The following is a 22,043-nucleotide window of genomic DNA, read 5'->3' on the forward strand; positions in this document are numbered from 1 at the left end:
GCTGCAAATAGCCAGAGACAGCTGAATGTTTGATCAAGCTTGGCTTCGTGCCTCCAAGCAAATACTTGTCTGGCAGTCAGTGGGAGCCAGCCTATATCACCTGTCACAGAATGAGGCGGTGTGGGACGCGCTCATCCTTCCTCGCGCCAGTGAGGCATCGCGATCGCCCGATACTGATCCGCGCTTTAATCGGTCCCCGAACATTGATGCCTGGCTGGACAGGCCTGTTGCCCTCATCGAGGAGGCCGAACAACGCGTTCTGGTGTTCGACACCGCCAGCATCATCCTGAGATTGCTGTCGCCTTCGCCAACCCCTCTGGACGAGTTTCTGCCTCTGGCGCTTTCCATGGTTCGCACGCTCGCGGCCGTACATGCGGACGGTGCAGCGCTTGGATCACTGCATCCCATCGACTTTGTGACTGATCGCCATGGTGGCCTCCGGTTGAGGGCAATGCCGGCGACGGCATCCGCGCAGACGCTCGGCGTGATTAATGAGATCATCTATCGCGCACCCGAGCAATTGAGACCTGTCGCCCCCCAATATGACGGTCGAAGTGACCTTTATGCGCTTGGAATGATCCTCTTCCGGCATTTGACCGGCATCTTTCCGCTGGCGGCGAACTCGCCCGTCGAATGGCGCCACGCTCACCTCGCGCTTGCACCAATGGACGCAAGCAGCATGTTCTCAGATCTACCGCAGGTGATCGGGCAGATCCTGAAGCGTCTGCTCGCCAAGGAACCGGCCGCTCGATACCAGACGGCCCTCGCGCTGGAGGTCGATCTTGCGCGCTGCGAACAGGAGTGGCGGGAAAACCGCGCCATCAGCGATTTCGAACTCGGTCGCGTCGACGCACCCTTTGCGCAGCTCGGAACCTCAGCGCTATTTGGCCGTGGCGAGGAGGAACAGATCCTCGCCAACGTGCTCGACCGCTTTTTAGACCACCGCAAGCCGTCGATGATCTCGGTGCATGGCCAGCCCGGCGTTGGAAAGTCCAGCCTTATCCAAAGCCTCGGCAAGGAGGCAGCGGCAAAGGCACTGTTCATTCAGGGAAAGAGCGATCAGCATCAGTCTGAAGTCCCCTACGGCCCGGTCGTGCAGGCGATCAGCGCCTTCATCGACGAGGCGATGCGAGCCGACCATGCAACGCTTGCATCCCTTCGTAAGGCGCTGGCCCGCGAGCTACAGGGCAATGCATCGCTGCTGCTCGACCTCCTGCCTTCAATGGAAGTCCTGACCGGGCCTCAGGCTATCAGGATCGAAGTCCCCGGTTCCATGGTCCAGCTGCGGCTGCAGCGGGCATTGCGCGCTGTGCTTTCGGTCGGTGCGGCGACGCTCAGTCCTGTGATCCTGTTTCTCGACGACGTGCAATGGGCCGATGAAGCCACTCGCTCCTTCCTCTCGGTCTTGGTGAGCGAGCCAGTCACGGGACTTCTCCTGATTTTCGCCCGTCGTGACCAGTCCGGAGAGGCGCAGGCCCTTTCAGACAGGCTGATGGCGGATGCACATGTCTCCATGGCGGAACTGGCCGAGCTTTCTTTGCGTCCGCTGTCGCTGCAGTCCACACGCCAGATGCTCCAGGCAATTTTCTCGGATGCGCCGGAGGGCCTCGGGGATTTGGCCGAACGGTTGCACGACAAGACAGGCGGAAATCCCTTCTATCTGCGCAGACTTCTTCAGGCCCTGGTGCAGGATGGCGTCGTCCATTTCTCCCCCGATGCACAGGCATGGCTATGCAGGGTCGAAGACGTGGCCCGCTATCCGGCAAGCGAAAATGTCATCTCCTTCGTCGCCGCCAGGCTCGAAAAGGAGGGGGCGGAAGCACTCGCTCTGCTGCAGACGATGGCCTGCATTGGCCCCGAAGCAGAGCGGGCAGTTCTTGCCGGTGCCCTTAGCTTGTCTCCTGATCGCCTTGCTCAGCTTGCAGCACCTCTGGCGCGCTCCGGTTTCGTCATCCTGTCCGCATCAAAGCTAAGCTTCGCCCACGACCGCATCCAGGAGGCGGCCTATTCGCTGATGGATGAGGCGACACGGCGAGATCGCCATCTCCATCTGGTCGATGTGATGATGTCGATGTGGGACACCAGCACCAACGCAGCTTTCGCGATCGCCAACCAGATCGAGCAATGCCGGGCCGAAAGCCTGACGATCGAAAAGCGCGCGGTGTTCATCGAGGCCCTGCTGTCGGCCCTTGCCCATGCAAGACGCTCCGCAGCCTTCGGTCAGGCTGTTCGCTACGGTGAGACGGCGCTCAACCTCATCCAGGATGATCTATGGGTCGAGAACTACGCGTTAGCCTTCCACGCGCATATCCTCTACTGCGAGGCACTGCTTGGCGCCGCATCGCTCGAAGCGGCAGAGGTGAGGCTCAAACATCTCATGCACTATGCGCGATCGGCGCTCGACAGAAGTGCGGTCTTCCGCCTTCGCGCCAACCTGCTGACGCTGAAATCCGATTATGAAGGCGCGATCGACGAGGCGCTGCTGGGTCTCGAAGAGCTCGGTGTGAAGCTCGCGCGCGGCCCGAGTGAACCCGAGCAGGATGAGGCTTATCGAGCGATCCGGCGACGATTGGACGGGAAGCAGATTTCCGATCTCGAACATATGCCCGTCATGGAGGATCCGCGTATCCGGGCGGCCATGTCGCTGCTTGCACCGCTCATTTCATCGGTTTTCACGACAGACGGTCTGCGCTTCCTGCATCTGGCCAAGATGGTGGAACTGACGCTCGATCACGGGGCAAGCCCCGAATCCACCCATGGACTTGCCTGGTTCGGGGCGATCATCTCCGATAAATACGATGCCTATGCGGATGGTCTGGATTTCTGCCTCGCGGCTCGGGCGCTTGTCGACAAATACGGCTTCGAGGAGCACCGGACCTCAGTCCTGCTTGCCGTCGATCAGGTCTCGCCTTGGACCCGCTCTTTGCCCTACGCATTGGAGCGCGTGCGCGAAGCCATCGACGCCGCCCATGCCGCAGGCGACGTGGGCTGGATGTGCTATGCGCGCAACCACCTGGTTTCCGACCTCATTGCCATGGGTGAGGAGATCCCGACGATTCGGCGTGAGGCAGAAGAGGCGATCGCGGTCACCCGGCGCTTCGGATACACCGACATCGAACATATTCTGGCAGCCCAGCTCCGCCTGGTTGCCGACCTTGCGGACGGGCAGGGTGGCAATCCGTCGTCAACGGGCCTGACGCAGGATGCCCCAGTCGTTTCGCCCACCACAGCCTTCTGGGTGGCTTTCTATGAAGGCACCTCGCTCTACTACAATGGAGCCTATGTTGCAGCGGTTGAGAAGCTGGTTGCCGCCGATGCATTGAGCATCTTTCTATTGGCTCATATCGACACGGGTTTCTGCAAGTTCTATCTCGGCCTTGCTCTCGCCGCCGCTGACTGCGACGCGTCTGCCGGGAAGCCTCACGATCGCAGGCTTGAGGAAGTCCGCACACGCCTTGCGCTCTGGGCAGGCCTCAATCCGCTGAACTTTGCCGACAAGCTGTTGCTGCTCGATGCCGAGATCGCCCGCAGGAGCCGGAACTACGCTGAGGCTCTGGTTCTCTACGAAAAAGCGGCTGCCGCTGCCCGATCCTCCCACTTCGAGCATGAGCATGCGCTGGCGCTTGAACGGGCAGGACTCTGCTGCCTGGAAATGGGCAACCGGATCAGTGCCAATGCCTATCTGTCGCTGGCTTCGGAAGCCTATGAGCGCTGGGGTGCAGGGCACAAGGCAAGAAGCCTGAGGGCATCATCGAGGCTGGATACTGCCCTGCGTTCGCCGGTCTCTGCCGGCCTTGCCTCCGCTGCCGGCGATCTTGAGACAGTGCTCGGAACCTCTCTCGCGCTCTCGGAGGAAATCGTTCTCGACCGGGTCATCGAAACGCTGATGACCCGAATGCTCATTCATGCCGGCGCCAATCGGGGGCTACTGCTGAAGATCGGAGATGGCAAGCTGGAGGCAGAGGCCTCCGCCTGGACCGAAGGCGACAGCGTTCGTGTCAGTACCATCGATCCGGATCGCTATGGTCTGAGCCCTCCCTATTCGGTGATTGACCGCGCATTGCAGACCCGAACGCCCTTCGTCATTTCCGGCTCCGATTTTGGCGCCTGGACCGCCGATCAGGTCTCCGCGACAGGTCGGTCGATCCTCTGCGTACCACTTTTGCGGCGGGGTGAACTCACTGGCCTTCTCTGCCTCCAGAACGACTATCTGGAGGGCGTATTCGCCGCTGACACAGTGGCACTCCTCAAGCTCCTGGCCGCACAGGCAGCAATTTCGCTCGAGAACGCACGCCTCTATACCCGACTGCTACAGGAAAACGAGCTTCGCTCCCGGAGCGAACAGGCGCTTGCAGGTGCGAGAGCTGAGCTTGAAAAGAATGCCCGCCTGACCCTGCTGGGCGGTATCGCCGCCTCAGTCACGCATGAACTCGGCCAGCCCCTGTCTGCCATTGCATCAAACGCAGGCGCCGGACTTCGCTGGCTCAGCCGCGCCGAACCGGACATCGCGGAAACGCTGAGCGTGCTTGCCGAAATCGAGACCAGCGTCACGCGCGCCCACGACATCATTCGTGCACTACGTGCTCTTTCCAAACAGGCCCCTAAGGTAGAACAGCCCGTCGACATCGATGAAGTCATCCAGGAAGTCCTGCGCATTGCACGCTCCGAGATTTCAAACCAAGGCACCGAGGTTCGCCTTGACCTTGCAGCAGGCGGTGCGATGGTTTGGGGCGATGCGACTCAATTGAAGCAGGTCGTCTTGAATCTCCTCCATAATGGCATGGAGGCGATGAACGATCTTCCCGAACAAAGACGTACGATCGATCTTGTCTCGAGGCGTACCTCAACCGAGATCTTGGTCACTGTGCGAGACTTCGGCAAAGGAATCGCGCCGGAGATCGCAGCGCAGATTTTTGAGCCGATGTTCACGACGAAAACTACGGGCATGGGCATGGGACTTGCGATCTGCAAGTCAATTGTCGAGGCCCATCATGGTGTCCTGACCGCTGTTGCCGAGGCCGTCGGAACCAGTTTCAGCTTTGTTATTCCGTTGAGCTCGAGCGCGATCCTCCTTGACGATCAGATTTTTGCCAACGAGCACAGGCGATCGCCTGTATAACGTTGCGTTCAGGCAGGTAGGTCTTCGCTCGATATCACCCTCAGGCATGCCTCAACGCTGGCGGCACCCAGAAAGACCGACATCTCGAGCAGAACACGCTTTTGGCTGACAGTCAGCAGGTCGAAGCTCCAGCCGATCATCTTGCTCAACGTGCGGTGACGCTCCGGCCAGTTGGTCGGCATGAGATCCATCATCTCGAAATTTTCGCGCAAAAGCACGTCGAGATCGTGAACGCCAAAAATGGAAAGATGCGCGCAGGCAATCTCGATCGCCAACGGTATCCCATCGAGCCGCCGGCAGATCTCGGCGACGCTGGCCATTCACCTCTTGATTCAATGGTTTGCAGAGCTGGACCCGCTAGGACAGGTCATACATGGGTAAGCGCGTTTACTGCTTCCGATGCCGACGAGTTTTTGGCTGCTAGCTCTTCCAGGCTCATATTGTCGAGAATGGTTGCAATGGCGTCGCGGACGTCAGTCATGGCCGCTCTGATCTGACAGTCTTCGGGATGATCGCAGTCATCACACGGCTCGAAGGCCGTCTTGCTGGCACATCGAATGGGAGCCAGCGGCCCGTCGAGGATCCTGATGGCATGTCCTATGAAAATTTCGCGTGCCGGCTTTGACAAGGCATAACCGCCTCCGGGCCCCTTTTTCGACCGCAGCAATCCACCATTGCGAAGCTCTAGAAGGATCGTGTCGAGGAACTTTTTCGATATGTTGTTCTGTGCGGCAATGTCGGCCACAAAAGCGGTTTCACCACTTTGCAGGCGCGCAAGATGAATGAGGGCCTTGAGCCCGTATTTGCCCTTTTTCGTCAACATACCTGAATGCTTCTCGCTGCGCGACGTTGAGGGGATATAGGACGGAAACGAGGGGCATCGCAAGAAGCTTCGCTAGAAAAGCAATAAGCATCTTTGATGCAATCCCTCGGTTTTGCGTGAGGGGCTGGTCTCATAATTCGAACTGCTCACGCCTCAACGCAGTAATTGAGGTTATACCAAATGTCGATGATAGGGACCGATTTCGCCGGAGCGATTTTGGTTTGCGGCGAGAAGAAAACCAAAGTCGGACCTGAAGGTCCGGCGCGGATTTCGACGACGTCCGAAGACCAAAAGCGCCCGGTCCTCTGGATGGGCCGGATTTCCTTCACCGACATTGTCGCAATCCTCGACCGATGCAGGAGCATCGCTCTCCGGTATGTGTCCCACGTCGGATGAAGGCCTCCGGTCCCACGCAATCGGTTCCTATCATCGACATTTGGTGTTACTCGGTACTTCAGCAACTCGGACGGTTTCCGGGATGACAAATAGTGCGCATTCGCTGTTGACAGTGGCAGGCGACGGCATCCGTTCCGCCGGCCCGGTTGGCTCCGCAAGGACACTGAGGGCTGTCGAAGAGGAAGGCCCGGAGCCAAGATGGACGCCCATCTCGTCTGATCAGCTCGATGGGCTGCTGTGGCGTATTGAGAAGGAAGCGGGCGATGGGGAGATCTGGGTCTTCGCCTACGGATCACTGATGTGGAATCCCAGGTTTGAGATAGCGGCAACAGACGATGCTGTCGCCTTCGGCTGGCATCGCGCGTTTTCGCTGCGGATCGAGTGGCTGCGGGCCACCTCGGAGGCGCCGGGTCTGATGCTTGCCCTTCGGCAAGGGGGAAGCTGTTCCGGTCTCATTCTCAAACTCTCTCACGCTACGCAGAGGCAAGATCTCCGCACGCTTCTAGGGCGTGAAATCCGGTATGCCGACGTCTGCGACGTGGTCCGCTGGATCACGGTCAGAACCCAGACAGGAAATCGTCGCGCATTGGCGTTCTGGGCCTGCCCCAGGCAGTCTCACCTGGCGGAGAATGTGCCTCTCGAGGAGGCAGCCGGGTTGATCGCTCAGGCCTGTGGACCGGCCGGATCCTGTGCACAGTATCTGCAGCGCACGGTTCTCGATCTGGCGGAACGCCGGATTTTCGACCGTAACCTTTGGCAATTGCAAAGGATCGTGGCGGCAAAGCTTCAGGCTCTTCCGGCACCCATCAATCCGGCATGACCATGTGTGCAGCCACCTGTTCCTCGAAGAATTTGGAGAAAGAGGCGATACGAGGCGGCAATGCCTGATAGGGCGGATAGTAGAGCGTCAACCACAGATCCGGCGGCGTCCACCCCTTGAAGACATGGACGAGGCGACCGCTGTGGATATGCTCCGCGATATTGAAGCCAGGAAGCAAGGCGACACCGGCGCCATCTGCGGCCATGTCCGCCAATACCTCGCCACTATTGGCACTGAACGCCCTTCCGGCAGAAATCACAATGCTCGAGCCGCCATCAGACAGAACCCAGTTCTCCCGCCGGCTTTCCCCGCTATAGGCCAGGCAGTCGTCTGGCGTCAGTTCATTCGGATGCGACATGTCAACGAAGCGGCTGCCGGGGGCTGCAACCAGAATACGTGGCACGACGCGGATCTTCCTCCAGATCGTAAACTTGTCGGAAGGCTGCGATGAGATACGGATTGCGAGGTCATAGTCATCATCGACGATGTTTACCAGCCCGTCTGAAAGGGAGGTCTCGAAGCACATCTTCGGATGTTTCGCCTTGAAGCTGGACAGGATCGGCGGCAGCACGACATTTCCGAACCATGCGCAAACTCGCCGCTGAGGGCCTCGGAATTCTTTTCGTTACCTCGGATCTGCAAGAGATCCTCGCCCTCTCCGATCGCATTCTCGTCATGGCGAATAGCAGGCTGACCGGCGACTTTCCGGCCGGTGCCGCGGCAGCGGAGGCGATCTCCGCCGCGACGCCCAATCTGAACAAGGTCAAATCCTCATCAGCAGTCCTGTAATCACCCAAGGCAGCAAAGCCGTCGACCCATCGTCGCAAACCTCTGCGCTGCTGCGTCTCTTGAAGATGCGAACCTTTGTCGCCCCTATCCTTGTCTTAGCACTCTTTGCGTTCGCCGCGCCAAATTTCCTGACCGAGGCGAACATGCTGATCATATCGAAACATGTGGCGCTCAACGCGCTGCTTGCGGTCGGAATGACCTTCGTCATCGTTTCTGGCGTTATTGATCTTTCAGTTGGTTCGATCGTCGACCTCTGTGCCATGGTCGTTAGCTGGCGGGTGCTATACGGCATCGACCGGCGGATCGGCTGGAGCCTGCAGTCAACACGCTCGAGATCTGGCTGATTGTCGCCGCTGCAGGTGTTTTCATCGGGTTGATCAACGGACTGCTCATTACAAAGCTCAATGTTGCGCCTTTCATCGCCACGCTTTATGTCGCCCGCGGTGCGGCGTGGAAGTACTCGTGGCAACGTGACAAGCGTTCACTTCAGGCGAATAAGCCTTGTGGAGTTTTCTCCGATGTCTTCGCAAAATGACTGAGATCCGACGTCAGTCGATCGATCTTCCCCTGATGAACGGCTGTGAGGAAGTCACGAAGTGGACGATCATTGTATTCAGCCAGAACCGGTCGATAGGCCTTTAGGGCACGAGCCGTCATCAAGGAGCCATAACCCTGCGGTTGCGGCCGGACCCGATAATGGTTTTCAACGAGATCGGGCCAGGCGTCGGCAAGGAACGTGATCGCAAGAGCAATCTTGCGCTCATATGTCGAGCGTAAGGTTTCCGCATCGATATCGAAGCAGTCAACCAACCGCTTCTGGAAGATGATGTCACCCCTGTCGTATTCAGACGAGATTTCATGGATGCTCAATCCGTGCGGTTCACCATTCAGCCAGGCCGTCAAGTTGGGATTTAGGCCCCGACCATAAGGGAGAAGGCTAGTGTGCAGGTTGATTGCGCGGATGCCCGCCATCTGTGGATGGTCCACTGGCAAATGGCGGTTATATCCGAAGCTTATAAGCAGATCGAACGGCTGCGATTTATGATCCTCAATCGGATCATAACCTGAAAACTGGCTCACATAGCGAACCGTTGCGTTGGTGGCAGGCAAAGCATACGCAATGGCTTCCGAGAACTGGCTCAGTACTAGGATGTTCATCGAAGGTCAGTTCCCTGCTGGCTTCAAGGCTCTATCAGGTCGCGGTGCAAGCATGCCCTTAGGTTTGCTTGGACTGTAGGTTGCGCTTGATTTCAGCGACGCTTAGGCCGCCCACGGCAATATGCGTATCAGGGAGTTCATGGATCGAAACGAAGTAAAGATGCTTCGGAATACCGGTGACTTCGACTGCCACGTCAGTGAGGCGGGTTAAGAGTTCTGCCTTGACGTCTTCGCTCATGGCGCCTGCTTCGAACGTGATAACGGGCATTTACAAATTCCTTTTGGTTCATCTGGCGGAGGTGGAACCGGCGGACGCCTGATTGCGCCGCCGATCGTGTTTCTTGTCGCGCTTGTTGATCAGTGCGTTCTGATGAGGTTCTGCAATTCTGCCACCTTCCAGACGCCAAGTGGATCATCCACCAGGACCGCATGCTCTCCAGGTATCTCTGTCAGCTTGAAGCCTGACGAGGTCAGGTTAGCCCAGTCCAGCATCGCACGCTTGGAGACGCCTGCGTCCTGCTGAGGCCAGACGGCGGTGATCGGGCACTCAGAAAGAACATCGAGGCGAGGAGTCCACGTAGTCGCTATGGCGGCCATGCCACGCAGAGCCTTGAATACGGGAACCAGAATTTCTTCATTCTCCAGAAAGCTCTGTGGCATGGACTTCAGGCGGACCAACTCTGCCTTCAGTTCGACATCCGTCATTTCGTGGTAGAGAGGAGCACGCGCATCCTGCGCCGGAGCGCCAGATCCGATGAAGACCATCGCGCGCGGACCGACTTCCAGACGGCATGCAACTTCGTAGGCAAGGATTGCACCGAAGCAACCTCCAACGAAGATCATTGGTTCGTTGCCGAGCAACCTGACCGCTTCCGTGAGGGAAGCCATAAACCGCTCGAACCCGAAACTTGCAGGATTGCCGTCGAACTCCGGCCAACGAAGAGCATGGACGCTGACATCGTCGCCGACGAGGTCGCACCAGGGGTCGAAGATGGATCCGGCGACACCGACAGGTTGGAAACCGACGATGCGCAGGCGTGGAGGATAGTGCCTGGGTGCCGTCAATTCGATAAAGCTCAAGTTAATCGTCGAATTTCCAGCCTTTTGCTCGACGAATCGCTCCAGTTCGCCAAGCGTCTGCAAAGGCAGGAACTCGCACAACGGGAAGGCAATACCCAACCGATCGATCAACTTCCGCGCCAGTTGAACCTTTTCAAGGGATCCCAAAGCATGATCGGACAGGCGAGCGGACGGCGAGGGCAGTTCGCCAATTGCATCGCGCAGCACTGTGTGCAGGTGCAACGTCGGGCCGCTTCTGTTAGCGCCGACATTCGATACGGCCGACCCCAACCATTCGGCAACGACTGACCTGAATGAGGATGTCAGTCGCTCCACCGTTGCAGCGTCCAGGCGTTTGGCATCGTATTGGAAGCCGAGTACGAGGCTGTCGCCGGAGAGATCCCAATCGACAGAGAGCGGAACCATAGCGTCTACCGCAAAGAACCGTTGCTCGGTTTCGTGCACATCCCCGCGTTTGCTGTCCGGTTCGGCAAACTGGATGAAGTTGAAGACCGTGTCAAAATGTGCTGCTGAACCAAACCACTCGGCGAGGCGTTCGAATGAAGCTGCCTTATGCTGGAAGGCGGAACGGTCAAACCGATCGAATTGTCTTGCTTCCTCCCGCAGGTCCATACGTGGGCCGGTCGGCACCGGCAGTACATTCAGGAAGTTGCCAATCGCAAGCAGGGATCCCTCGACCTCCGGGCGCAAGGAAAATACGACACCAATACGGCTCGGGCGCTCACCAAGGGCGCGAGTCAGAGCCTCAATGTTCATCGCAAAGAAAAGGCCCTTGGTGGACACATCGCCCATATGGTCGATCTGGTTCAGACGCCGGAAGACTTCCTGCGATTGAAGGACATCAACCTGTCGCATATCAGCGCTGTCTGCGAGTGCACGCGGTGGCGCCAATGGGCGGAAGGGAAGGCCTTCGAGCCTCTCTCCGAAGAAGGATCTGCTCGCCTGCGATTGATCGGTGGCACTTTGCTCAGCCTCCACGGCGGCGAACACTGCGAGATCATCCGTGGTTTCAACCTTTAACCCGCGGAACCGTTCGACCAGTTCGCGGATGATGGCATTGAGGCTGTAGCCATCAAGAGCAGCATGATGCTCTGCCACAAGAAGATCGAAACGCTCCTTGTTGCGCTTGACCACCTTGAAACGGACCAGATTTCCGTCAGCCAGAGGAAACGGCTTTTCGCGCTCATCAAAGACTTCCGCCTTTATGATCCGTTCCTGCTCGGCTATCGCTGCAGCGGAAACATCAAGATAGGAATAATTTCCATTTGCGCGCTCCGGATTGAAAACGAAATCGACGCGATCGCCCGATAGCTCGACATGCGCCGTCAAGATAGGATGCACCTTTCGAATGGCTGTCAGGGCGTCGGAAAACGCCGCGGCGCTAAATGGCAGATGTACAGGTGTGATCGTGGCGTTATGGTAGACTTTGGCATCCTGTCTTGCTGCCGTGGCCGAAAGTTTCAACCTTTGCATGCCTGTCGCAGGCCACCGTCGTTCAACCGCAAGCGCAGCGGTCGGCGGCGCGACTGGGGCGGTGGCCGGAGAGGGCACAGCCGGAACCATCGCTGTGGACGGATGGGGGACTGGCTGCGAACCGCCCAGGAGGGCCACGACCGTAGGACGGGCATGAAGGTCGCGAAGAGTGATGTTGATGCCAACAGCCCGTGCCTTCGACTGCATGAGGATCGCGCGGATGGAATCTCCTCCGTTGACGAAGAAATCGTCCTCTTCCGTCAACTGGGGCCTACGGAGAACGTCTCGCCATATTGCCAACAATGCATGCGTTGCTTCAGGAGCGGCAGGAGACCCGGATGCAGGACTTGGTTCGGCAATCCTGACCGGGATTGGAGGTTGTGCGTCAGGCACACTGATCGTAGCCAGCAGCCCCATGACGGTCGGACGGGCATGGAGGTCGCGGAGAGTGATGTTGATACCAGCAGCCCGTGCCTTTGACTGCATGAGGATAGCGCGGATGGAGTCACCGCCGTTTACGAAAAAATCGTCTCGCTCGGTCAGTTGAGGTCTGCGGAGCACCTCCCGCCAGATAGAGAGCAGGGCTTCGGGCTTTGGTTGTTCCTGAGTGACGATTTCCGGCCGGATCGCCAGTGGGTTCGAAGAACTGTCACCGACTGGTGCCAGGATATTTGCGGAAACTGTATCCATCTCGGTCTCTTCTTCCAACGAGGAAAGGATCGCCGCCTTGTCAAGCTTGCCTTGAGGCGTGCGTGGTATATGCGACACGACGCGCAGGGCGCGCGGAACCATGTAGGGCGGGAGTTCGGCTTGCAGTGCTGTCCGGAGACTGCTGCTGGTAACGCCACCGAAAAGGCGATGAACAGTCGACGGGATCGTGATGTGTTGCCGAGGCTCTGCCAAATCGGTCCGCCAGGCCACGAGGTTCCAACGGTCGGTGCTTTGGAGTAACGGGTCTTGACGTAGATCGACCTGAAACCCGGCCTGTTCCAGCATAGCGGAAATGACGGCGCCCCGACCGGCAGTTACGCCGGAGGGATCGTCATGCAGTTCCATCGAAATGGCGCGAATCCTGCGAAGATGACGCTCATCGATACCGCGCAGGACATCCAGCTCTGCTCGTTGCACATCAATCTTCAGGACATCGATCCTGTCTAGCCCGTTTTCATCGAAGACGTCCGACAGGCGTCGCAACCGGCAGTCGTGGATCTGAGCCTCAAAACGGCCTTCCAGAACCTCTTCGATATGGTCGGCAAGCAAGCGTGCTTCGCCATCACCTTCGTTGGCAGCGTTACCAAGATAGGTTGTGATGACGGATTTTTCGGCCCCGGCATCGGCATAGTCGCGCTGGCCGGACATCATCGCGTAGCCAGGATAGTAGGTAAAGCCGACCTCACGCTCACTGTCCGATAGGCCATAGGGCAAGATCGTGACGTTGCGCGCATATCTTGCGATATTGTTGGCCAGCTTTTCACGGATTGGCGCAAGCGGTTCAAAGGAAAATATTCTTGCCCGTGGAATGTGGGATGCGACGAACAGCGAAAACAGGCCGAGGTTCGCTCCAACGTCAAAGACGACTGCGTCTTCCGGATAAATGATACGAGGATCGGTGTAGATCTGGTCTTCAAAGATCTCGCGAAACTGATAGCGCGTTTCCGATGCGTTGATACTCGCTATCCTGTGGCCTGTTGGCAGATCGACGTAAACCGCATCCGGAAGATCCGGCAGCTTGCTCTCTTCGCGCGGCACGACAGCCGCCACGATCCGTGGATTGCCTTCCTGACTTTTGTCGATGAGGACAACAGCCTCCGCAATACCCGGCTGGCGCGACAGACAGGCCTGGATCTCGCCCAATTCCAGTCTTTGTCCACCTACCTTGACCTGATCGTCGCGGCGTCCAATGAAGGCAATCGTGCCGTCGGCTAGCTGACGACCATAATCGCCCGTGCGATACGTCCTTACGCCATTCGGCAACGATCTGAAGCGCAGATTGTCCTTTTCAAAAGCGCCGATATAGCCAAGCGCCACACCTCTGCCGGCGATCATGAGTTCACCCGCAGCTCCTTGCGGCAACTCATTGCCGGATGCATCGACCACCGCAACAGAGATCCCTGCGAGGGGGTAGCCAAGTGTCGGGGCTTCATGGTCCTTGACACGAGCGACGAGCGTGTTGACCGTCGCCTCGGTCGGGCCATAAACGTTCCAGGTATCGGTATTGCTCCAATTGCGTGCTTCCTGCCAAAGAGCCGCGTCGAACGCTTCGCCACCCACCAGCAGGCGCTTTGGCATCTTCCCTGGATCGGATCCGAACCCTGCTGAAATCATCGCCCGAAGGATGGTCGGTGTCACGTCGAGCGCATCGAGTTGCATATCAGCAGCAAACTGGATCATGGCCTCCGGGTCGGCGCGGATTTCGGTCGGCACCGGCACGAGGGTATGGCCCAGCATGATCTGGAAGACCTGCTTCATTGAGGAATCGAACGCAAGCGGTGCGTTGATGGAAAGCCTCAGTCCAGTTGCGGTTCTGCCATAAATCCTGTCCTTGAGAGCATCGACGAGGTTGAGGACGCTCGACTGTCGGACAGCCACACCTTTCGGTTCGCCGGTTGAGCCGGACGTAAAGAGGATGTAGGCTTCGTCTTCACCCGATCCGGCAAAATTGGCCATTGGCTGCGGCCCGTGTCCGATCGTAGGCAAGACCTTGTCCGGCATGATCCGGCTTGCGCGCTCGAACTCTCCCGCTTCCGCAACGGCACCAAGGGCATCTGACTTGATCGCGATGTGCCGAATACGCTCGTCGGGATATTCCCGTAGAACCGGAACTGGAGTTAATCCAGCTCTCAACGTTCCAAGCAGCGAGACCACGGCGCCGAAGGATCGATCTGCAAAAAGGAGTATGCGTCCTTTCGGACCGAACTTCTTCTGGAGGGTGCTTGCCAGACGTTCGGCAGCATCGCGCACTTCGCCGAAACTATAGCTACGATCCGCTATGAGCGCCGTTCTGGTTGGATCGTCGAGCGCAAGATCTTCGAAACGTTTCCAGATCGTGCCCTCTATGGGTGAAATCGGCGCGAAAGCTGGAGGTGCCAAACCGGCCAGCTGCGACCCGCTGCATTCCCTGTTGCTGACGGTGCGTGTGATCGCGTCTGCCGTCCGTTTTGCCAGGTCCGCAAGTACGGCCGGAGATAGGCTGGAGACGCGGGTCGACAGTTCGACATCGGTCCGCCCGTCCGACAGCCGCAGCGACAGAACGATTGGCGCTGCTGGAGATTCCCGGAAAGAGAGCGTGGCCGCGGAAAACAGTGGGTGAAGATCCGGAATCGTCACAATCGATATGATGACAGACGGATCGACAGGTGCAGATGCGGCACCGGTCGCAATGGTAAGCGCAATTTGATCCAGCTGATTTTCGATTGCCTCAGACGATTCCTGAGGTTGCGGAATGACGCGAGAAACAGTCAGCGGGGCAACGAGCCGAAACGGCCCGGCCATGCCTGAAAACTCACTGAAGAGACGACCATCGGTACTCAGTGCAACCGTTATGCTATCACTCGGATCTTCGGCGAAGTAGGGTGCAAGCACCGCAAGACCGGCAAGACACGCTTCCGCTGATCCGAGGCGGCCGGGATGGCTCACCGTGGAGCTCGACTGCTGCAAGATACCCTTTTCCAGAGGCACTCCAAGGTCCAGATCCGTGATGGGAGCAGCGGTCTTCGGCGGGTTGTCGTTCTTCGCCTGGAGAGCCCATTCCGAAAAATGCTGGTAGGTCAGTGTCGAGATTGCATCGTCCCGCGAAAGAAGGAGAAGAAGCCCATCCGGGTCTGTCACATCCGTCGGGGCGAGCAGGGCGAGGCGGTTGATTTTTTCGCTATCTCCCTCCATCAGGATTCGAAGTGTTTCGGTCGCCTCGCGGTCAAACGGCTGGATCAACTGTCGCTCAAACGCATCTGCCGAGGTCTCGCAGATCCATGCCACACGGCCATCGCCCGGAACCTGCAGAGAAACAGGCGGTTGACCAAAGGTGACGATACGGGTGGTCAGCATTGCCTGGGAGGCAATCCTTTTCGTCAGAAACGCAACGACTTCATCTCTGTCAACGGGCTCCGGCCAGCGGAGCTGGACTGATGACACTTGCCGGAGACCGCTGCGGCCTGTGCCGGCGATGGCTTCCTGCAAGGGTGAAAGTGGATAGCCTTCTATCAGCACGGATGTCTCGGCAGTATCGATCTGGGAATTCATTGCACACTCCTCGAGACCAGTGTCGTCATGGACACAAGGGTCGTACGCTTGCCGGTGAATGGAGCGCGGCCGTGGAGGCAGATCAGATTGTCCAGTGCCAACACATCATGTCGCTGCCAGTCGAAGGTTCTCGTTTCCTCAGCGTAGACTGCCCGGATGTCGTGGATCATTGCATCGGGTATGGGCGACCCGTCACCGAAGAAAACGCGACGAGGAAGGTTCTCTGTGCCGAACTCTTCAATCAGTGATGCGAGAACTCCAGGCGGGAGGGTCGCGGTATGAAAAAGATGCGCGTGGTTGCAGAACAGTTTATCGCCGGTCGCAGGCACCTTTACGAATGCTTTCTGGCGTTGGCGCGTACGAAGATGTTCGGGCCCAAGCCATTCGAATTGCGTGCCGTTGGCTTCACAATAGGCTGCAACATCTGCTCTGTCTTCCGTCTGGAAAGCAGACCGCCAGTCCATGTCGATTTCCGGACGGAAATTGCGTTCGTAGAGAACGCCTCGTTCTTCAAAGACTTTCAGGATCGCGGGATCGAATTTGGCGGTCGCCGCCCGCTCGTCGGCAAGCGGTGTGGCGCCGCCGGTTTCTGCAAGTGTTTCGGCAAAAAAGAAGATACGTTCCGGCAGGTCTCGGGCAAACGACATTTCATGATGCAGATCAATGAAATGATCGGAGGAAAATTCCGTAGAGGTGAATACTCCAGGAGATACTTCGGAGCGGACTGCGGCGCGCTCGAGATAGGGCAATCGGTCGCGGCCAAAGGCTCTTACCCCTTCGCCAAAGGCATCGGGAGTATTCACTGAAAAGCCTCGAAGCAGTACTCCGCCTGCTTTCGCCATCAGCGTTTCGAGAGCGCTTCGGTGCTGCGAAACCCATGAGCCGAGTTCGACAAGGCCGGAGGGAGCATTGAGAATTGCCACGAATTCGCGGTCAGGGTCGACGTATCCTTCCGGTTTCAGGCCGATGCTCATGCCCCTTTCATAGAGGCGCGGCTTCAGGACGGGGGCTGAAAAATGTGCAGCCATTTCAGTTCTCCTGACTAAAAAATTGGAGTGGAGATTTCAGTGGTTCACGCAGCGAAGTGTAAGGACGAGCCATCAAAGTGAGGATCTTGCGTTCACCCGTGAACGGCTCGCGGCCGTGCTGCATCAGCATGTTGTCCAGCAGCAGCACGTCATCGACCTCCCAAGGGAACCGACGTTTCGCTGCCGCGACTGCGCTGCGCATGGCCTCAATTTCTTGGCTTGAAAAGGCCTCGCCGTCGCCGAACGCGGTGTCTGTGGGAACATTGTCCAACCCGACGGCGTCGATCAGCGCCTTCGCAATCTCTGCATCGAGACTAGTGTGATGAAAGAACAGGGCATGGTTGAACCAGACCAGTTCCTGCGTCACGGGATGTATCTGAAACGCGGAGCGGTACTGCCTCGTCTTCAGTCTATCCTCGGCGTCCCATTCGAACTCGATGTCGCGCTCCCGGCAAAACTGTTCGACGTCACGGCGATCATCGGTTTGAAATGCGGTTTGCCAGGATACGCCAAGACCCGGCGTGTAGGTGCGCCGGTAGAGGACGCCCTTGTGACGGAATTTTTCCACGAGTTCCGGGGGCAGACCTTTGAGGATAGCCCGATTGCTTGCAATAGGGGTGGCGCCCATGGTTGCGGCAGGCACTTTGCACCAGAAGCAGATGAAACGTGGAAAGTTGAGCGTGTATGATTGTTCCGAGTGCATTACGATCTCCTGATCGGCAGGATGATCTGTTGAGGTGTAGACCCGGTCTGCCACGGCATGCCGCGGGGACGACCGCTCCGAATAGTTCAGTATTTCGGGGTCCAGGGCTTCCACTGTCTGGAAAAATCGTTGCGCATCACCAACCTGGAAGCCACGGAGCAAGACCGCGCCAACTGTGGTCAAGGCGGCGGCTATCGTATCGCGAGTGGCGGAGACGAATTGGACCGAATCACTTTTGCCGGGCGAGGCTCTCAACGTGACATAGGGTTCAATTTTCTCGGTCGGAGCACTCTTTGATAGATTTTGCTCTCCAAGAATCAATTTTTGAGGGTATTGAGCGGCGAAGGATGGCTTGTTCGATGGCGTCACTGCGACGTCTCCTCCTGAAATTGGCTTGCGAAGATTGTTTACCGGTCTTAGCCGAGGGCAGCTTGCTGGTGCAGTAGTGCACGTCGGTCGAGCTTGTCGTGCCGCCCAAGGGGCAACGTATCGACCAACCGGAATTTCGAGGGACGCATCCATTCCGGCAGCCTATTCGTCACGGCTTTGCGGATTTCCGCATCAAGAGCCGAATGGTCCTCCTCGGTTGATGCCATGACCCAGGCGACGAGTTCGGCCCGGTCGATCTGCCCTGCCGTACAAGGGCAGAGCCGAACTTCTGCACGAAGAACACCGGGCACTTGGCAGATGGCATGGGTAATCTCCTGCGGCTCGATCCTGAAACCGCGCCACTTGATCTGATCATCCAGCCGTCCCGCGAAGTGCAAACTGCCGCCATCATCTTTCCAGGCTCTGTCGCCTGTGCGGTAGAGCCTCTCCCCATGACGGACCTCGAACCTATCGACTCGATGGGCCTCGGGCCGAGCGCCCGGCACCGGGTGCGGCGGGCTCGCAAGTCCGACACCCATGAGACACAGTTCCCCAACGACATGGGGTGCCATTTCATGGCCGTCCTGATCGAGGACCAGCGCGACATGTCCCGGTAGGGCCACGCCAATCGGCACGTCGCCATACCGGCTCACATCTGCAAGTGTGTCAGACGTGAGCGGTTGAGCGGTCGAGTAGACTGTATCTTCTGTCGGCCCGTAGAGATTCCAGACGCGTTTGGCACCAGCTGCAAATAGTTTCTGGACAAGGCCCGGCGGCGTCGCTTCTCCAGCCAGCAAGATCTCCTCGATCCCGGTCATGTCGACGTCAAACCGCATGAGCGCTGCCATGGCGGAAGGAACGCCTGCGATGAGCGTTAGCTGGTTTCTGTCAGGGAGGTCCGCAAGCGAGAGAATGGACGGAACAAGTTCGAGACATCCACCTGCTGAAAGAGTAGCAAAGATTTCGAAGATCGAGACATCGAAGGAGAAAGGAGTCGAACAGAGTGTTCGTTTCAGACCTGTCTGTCCAAACGTATCGAGAGCCCAATCCATCAGATTGGCAGCCGCTTCATGGTTGATCGCCACCCTCTTGGGCATACCAGAAGAACCCGACGTAAAAATCGAGTAAGCCAGCGCTTCGGGTTCGGGTATCGCCCATTGGTCGATCGCACGCGATGTCTTCAGCTTGGATAGGAGATGTGTTTCGATTTCCGCGTCGTAGCCGGGTTGCGAGACCTCGTCGACCAGAAGCATACGACAGCCGACATCATTGAGGCATCTGATGTTGCGCTCAATCGGGTTGCGCGGGTCCAGTGGCAACCAGTGAGCACCGCAGGCGAGGATCCCTAGCATCGCAGCGATTGCATCCGCAGTTCTGGAGGTGAGCAGTCCGACCCCTTCACCGTCAGTTATCCCCAGGCGCTGAAGGCCGCCAGCAATTTTCATTGCCTTATCCGCAAGGTCACCATAGCTGACGATCAGTCCGGGTGCTTTGATGGCGCTTATTGATCGCATCTCTGCGCTCAGGAAATGAGCGAAAATCCGCTGATGAAGGAAATATAATTTATCAGAGGCGCGATCTATATTACAATTCATTTCAATATCTATAACCTAAATAATAATTTTATATATTTTTATATATAAAATATTTCCATATAAAGAATCTATAAAGTTATTTATATCAGAAGGGTGCAATTTCTACTTAGTTAAAATTTATAGTTGATTTCGCGTAGCTGTAGTCCCAAGGAGGCGTCTTGAAAAGCAGATTCATGTTGCGTGACACTTAGGGAGGATACCATTCGCCTCGAATCTCCATGGATTCCTCGTCTGTCGGCGGGCGGTGGAAAGATACATGACCGTATCGCAACTGCTTTGGCGGAGGATATTGTCGAAGGCCTGGTGCCGGCAGGCGCTCGATTGCCTGCACACAGAGATTTGGCGTACCGACTCGGTGTCGGCGTCGGCTCGGTCTCTCGCGCCTATCTGGATTTGGAACGCAGAGGTTTGGTGCGGAGCGAGCATGGACGAGGAATGTTCGTATGCGTCCAGGCGGTTCGTGAACGCGGATATACGGATCTGTCTGTCAATATCCCGCCACCGGTGCTCGGTCATCAGATTCTTGTTGCAAGTTTCCAGGCGCTTGCTGGGGATATCACGGCAGAAGATTTCGGTCACTATCGGCCGGCGTCGGGTAATTCGGATGATCGGCGAATGATTGCCGGTTGGCTCCATCAGGTGGGCATCGATGCACCGATCGAGCGGATCTGCATCACAAACGGAGCACAACATGCATTATCAGTCGCATTTTATGCGGCGTGCGGCCCCGGTGGAACGTTGTTTACCGAGGAGGTGAGTTATCCAGGAGCCATCCAGGCGGCAAGATATCTCGGATGCAAGCTGGTCGGTTTGCCGATCGATGAACAGGGTCTTGTTCCGGCCTATCTCGATTCAGCACTTGCTGCGAGTGACCGGACCTCCAATCGGGTGATCTATGTAACTCCGACCCTGCACAATCCGACCACTGCGACGATGGAGATGGCACGACGCCAGGAGATTGTCGATGTGTGCCGGGCACATGATGTGTTGATCGTTGAAGACGATGTCTATTCGCTTTTCACGCCACCTGACTGCAAGCCGCTGGTGACGTTGGCGCCGGAACGGGTTTTCTACATCAATGGCTTTTCAAAGATGGTTTCTCCAGGCCTGCGTGTCGGCATCATCGTTGCGCCGCTGGCCTTGGCGGACCGCACCCGTTCAGGTCTTCAAGCAACAACGTCGATGGCGTCACCAATCTTTTGCATGCTCTTAAATTTCTGGTTACGGGAAGGGGTGATCGCCTCGGTACGTGCCACTGTTCGGGAGGAGGCTGAACAACGCGTTCGTCTTGCCCGTCACCATTTGCCGGATGCCTGTCTTCCACTCGAGGGCGGCAGTTTGCATGCATGGTTGCCAATGGCGCCTCTCGCCGCGGAACAAGTGGCAGAGCGCGCTGCGGCGTCAGGTGTTCTTGTCAGTCCGCCATCTGTTTTCATGGTGGATCGTCAACCAGCAAAGACGGGATTGAGGTTGTGCCTTGGTGCTCCTAAACGGTCGGAGCTGGACGCAGCGTTGGCGCTCTTGGCAAAGATCTCCGGCAAGCCTTTGGTCGTGACTTCGGAAAATTTTATCGGCGTCTAACATGAAACGTATATCGATCGCTAACGCGGGTAGGCACACATCCTGAAGTGTATCGATACATGATTGTGATTTACGGCAAGTGTCTCGATCGGTAACCAGAAGAAGTTACACGAAGCTTTCTTCAAGAGCGAGACATCGCGATGCCAGATCAGTTTATCGCATTTGCGATCTATGCTTTTGTTACGTCAATAACTCCTGGGCCGAACAACACGATGCTGCTCGCTTCCGGTGTGAACTACGGCCTCGTACGATCCATTCCGCACATCATGGGCGTTTCCCTTGGTTTTGCACTGATGGTGTTGGTAATCGGGGCAGGTCTTGGAGAAATCTTTCTTGCCGTGCCGCAGGCGCAAACCGCCCTGCGCTGGATTGGTTGCCTTTATCTGCTATGGCTGGCTTGGAAACTTGCCACCTCCGGCCCGATGGACAATGAAACGCAGGAGGCCCGCCCACCTCTGACGTTTGCAGAAGCTGCGTTGTTTCAATGGGTGAATCCGAAATGTTGGGTCATGGCGATGGGTGCGCTGACGACCTATTTGCCGGAAAGCGCCTCTTTGTGGAGCGTCGCCGTCCTCGCGCTTGCATTTGCACTCGTCAATGCCCCCAGTGTCGGCAGTTGGGCGGCATTTGGAACGATCCTGAGAGGTTGGCTATCTTCTCCTAAGCGTATGCGCGCCTTTAACATCGTCATGGCGCTACTGCTGGTTGCCTCTCTTCATTCGATTATAAGCTGATCAGATTGTGTTGAGTCCTGTTACACTGCGCCGCAGGTGAGCTTGATGATCACGCGTTCGTTATCATCTCGCTTGTAACGAATGACCTCCCGTTCCCGAATTGCCTGTGTGTCGCCCAATGCGGCATCACCAGCAA

General features: G+C 57.4%; 13 protein-coding genes and 3 pseudogenes. 6 read left to right on the forward strand and 10 right to left on the reverse strand.

What is annotated here, in order from left to right; all coding sequences use genetic code 11:
• Positions 1-25: 25 nt before the first annotated feature.
• Positions 26-5,119, forward strand: coding sequence for an AAA family ATPase (locus E8M78_RS01155; protein WP_137133318.1), 5,094 nt, complete (start codon positions 26-28; stop codon positions 5,117-5,119).
• An 8-nt stretch (positions 5,120-5,127) separates the two neighbouring features.
• Here the strand turns inward: E8M78_RS01155 and E8M78_RS01160 are convergent, their stop codons facing one another.
• The 3 genes from E8M78_RS01160 to E8M78_RS01170 form a co-directional block, all read right to left on the reverse strand.
• Complete coding sequence (locus tag E8M78_RS01160; protein WP_137133319.1) at positions 5,128-5,439, reverse strand: hypothetical protein; 312 nt, start codon at positions 5,437-5,439, stop codon at positions 5,128-5,130.
• A 47-nt stretch (positions 5,440-5,486) separates the two neighbouring features.
• Positions 5,487-5,942, reverse strand: a complete 456-nt coding sequence (locus E8M78_RS01165) for an Rrf2 family transcriptional regulator (RefSeq protein WP_137133320.1) — start codon at positions 5,940-5,942, stop codon at positions 5,487-5,489.
• Positions 5,943-6,088: 146 nt separating this feature from the next.
• On the reverse strand, positions 6,089-6,277 hold the full coding sequence (locus tag E8M78_RS01170) for a hypothetical protein (RefSeq protein ID WP_137133321.1): 189 nt from the start codon (positions 6,275-6,277) through the stop codon (positions 6,089-6,091).
• Between the two features lie 143 nt (positions 6,278-6,420).
• Between E8M78_RS01170 and E8M78_RS01175 the strand changes: the two genes are divergently transcribed.
• A complete protein-coding gene (locus E8M78_RS01175; RefSeq protein WP_137133322.1) occupies positions 6,421-7,158 on the forward strand; it encodes a gamma-glutamylcyclotransferase in 738 nt (245 codons plus the stop codon).
• On the opposite strand, the pseudogene E8M78_RS01180 reads toward E8M78_RS01175, so the two are convergent.
• Positions 7,145-7,756 (reverse strand): annotated as a pseudogene (locus E8M78_RS01180) (substrate binding domain-containing protein); the annotation flags it as partial. The gene E8M78_RS01175 and the pseudogene E8M78_RS01180 sit on opposite strands and share 14 nt — an antisense overlap.
• Between E8M78_RS01180 and E8M78_RS01185 the strand changes: the two are divergent.
• Together E8M78_RS01185 and E8M78_RS23730 are read left to right on the forward strand one after the other, a co-directional pair.
• Positions 7,735-7,947: pseudogene (locus E8M78_RS01185) on the forward strand (sugar ABC transporter ATP-binding protein); the annotation flags it as partial. The pseudogenes E8M78_RS01180 and E8M78_RS01185 sit on opposite strands and share 22 nt — an antisense overlap.
• Before the next feature lie 65 nt (positions 7,948-8,012).
• Positions 8,013-8,398: pseudogene (locus E8M78_RS23730) on the forward strand (ABC transporter permease); the annotation flags it as partial.
• Between the two features lie 35 nt (positions 8,399-8,433).
• On the opposite strand, the gene E8M78_RS01195 reads toward E8M78_RS23730, so the two are convergent.
• From E8M78_RS01195 to E8M78_RS01220, 6 genes are all read right to left on the reverse strand, one after another.
• Positions 8,434-9,105, reverse strand: a complete 672-nt coding sequence (locus E8M78_RS01195) for a formyltransferase family protein (protein WP_137133323.1) — start codon at positions 9,103-9,105, stop codon at positions 8,434-8,436.
• A gap of 58 nt (positions 9,106-9,163) precedes the next feature.
• On the reverse strand, positions 9,164-9,373 hold the full coding sequence (locus E8M78_RS01200; protein WP_137133324.1) for a tautomerase family protein: 210 nt from the start codon (positions 9,371-9,373) through the stop codon (positions 9,164-9,166).
• A gap of 89 nt (positions 9,374-9,462) precedes the next feature.
• Entirely contained in the window at positions 9,463-15,897 is a 6,435-nt protein-coding gene (locus tag E8M78_RS01205) for an FkbM family methyltransferase (RefSeq protein ID WP_137133325.1), read from the reverse strand.
• A complete protein-coding gene (locus E8M78_RS01210) occupies positions 15,894-16,925 on the reverse strand; it encodes a TauD/TfdA family dioxygenase (RefSeq protein WP_137133326.1) in 1,032 nt (343 codons plus the stop codon). The genes E8M78_RS01205 and E8M78_RS01210 overlap by 4 nt, the downstream gene beginning before the upstream one ends.
• Position 16,926: 1 nt before the next feature.
• Positions 16,927-17,997 carry a TauD/TfdA family dioxygenase gene (locus E8M78_RS01215; protein ID WP_170973283.1) on the reverse strand — a complete coding sequence of 357 codons (1,071 nt, stop codon included), beginning with the start codon at positions 17,995-17,997 and terminating at the stop codon, positions 16,927-16,929.
• A gap of 47 nt (positions 17,998-18,044) precedes the next feature.
• The gene (locus E8M78_RS01220) at positions 18,045-19,592 is read right to left on the reverse strand and encodes an AMP-binding protein (protein WP_137133328.1); all 1,548 of its coding nucleotides are present in this window, start codon (positions 19,590-19,592) and stop codon (positions 18,045-18,047) included.
• Between the two features lie 435 nt (positions 19,593-20,027).
• On the opposite strand from E8M78_RS01220, the gene E8M78_RS01225 reads away from it, so the two are divergent.
• Together E8M78_RS01225 and E8M78_RS01230 are read left to right on the forward strand one after the other, a co-directional pair.
• Positions 20,028-21,173: a PLP-dependent aminotransferase family protein gene (locus tag E8M78_RS01225; RefSeq protein ID WP_246658180.1), complete on the forward strand. Its 1,146-nt coding sequence runs from the start codon at positions 20,028-20,030 to the stop codon at positions 21,171-21,173.
• 140 nt (positions 21,174-21,313) lie between these two features.
• Positions 21,314-21,907, forward strand: a complete 594-nt coding sequence (locus E8M78_RS01230; RefSeq protein WP_137133330.1) for a LysE family translocator — start codon at positions 21,314-21,316, stop codon at positions 21,905-21,907.
• The last annotated feature ends 136 nt before the right edge of the window (positions 21,908-22,043 follow it).

It is taken from the genome of Rhizobium sp. FKY42, from assembly GCF_005222835.1.
Classification (GTDB): domain Bacteria; phylum Pseudomonadota; class Alphaproteobacteria; order Rhizobiales; family Rhizobiaceae; genus Neorhizobium.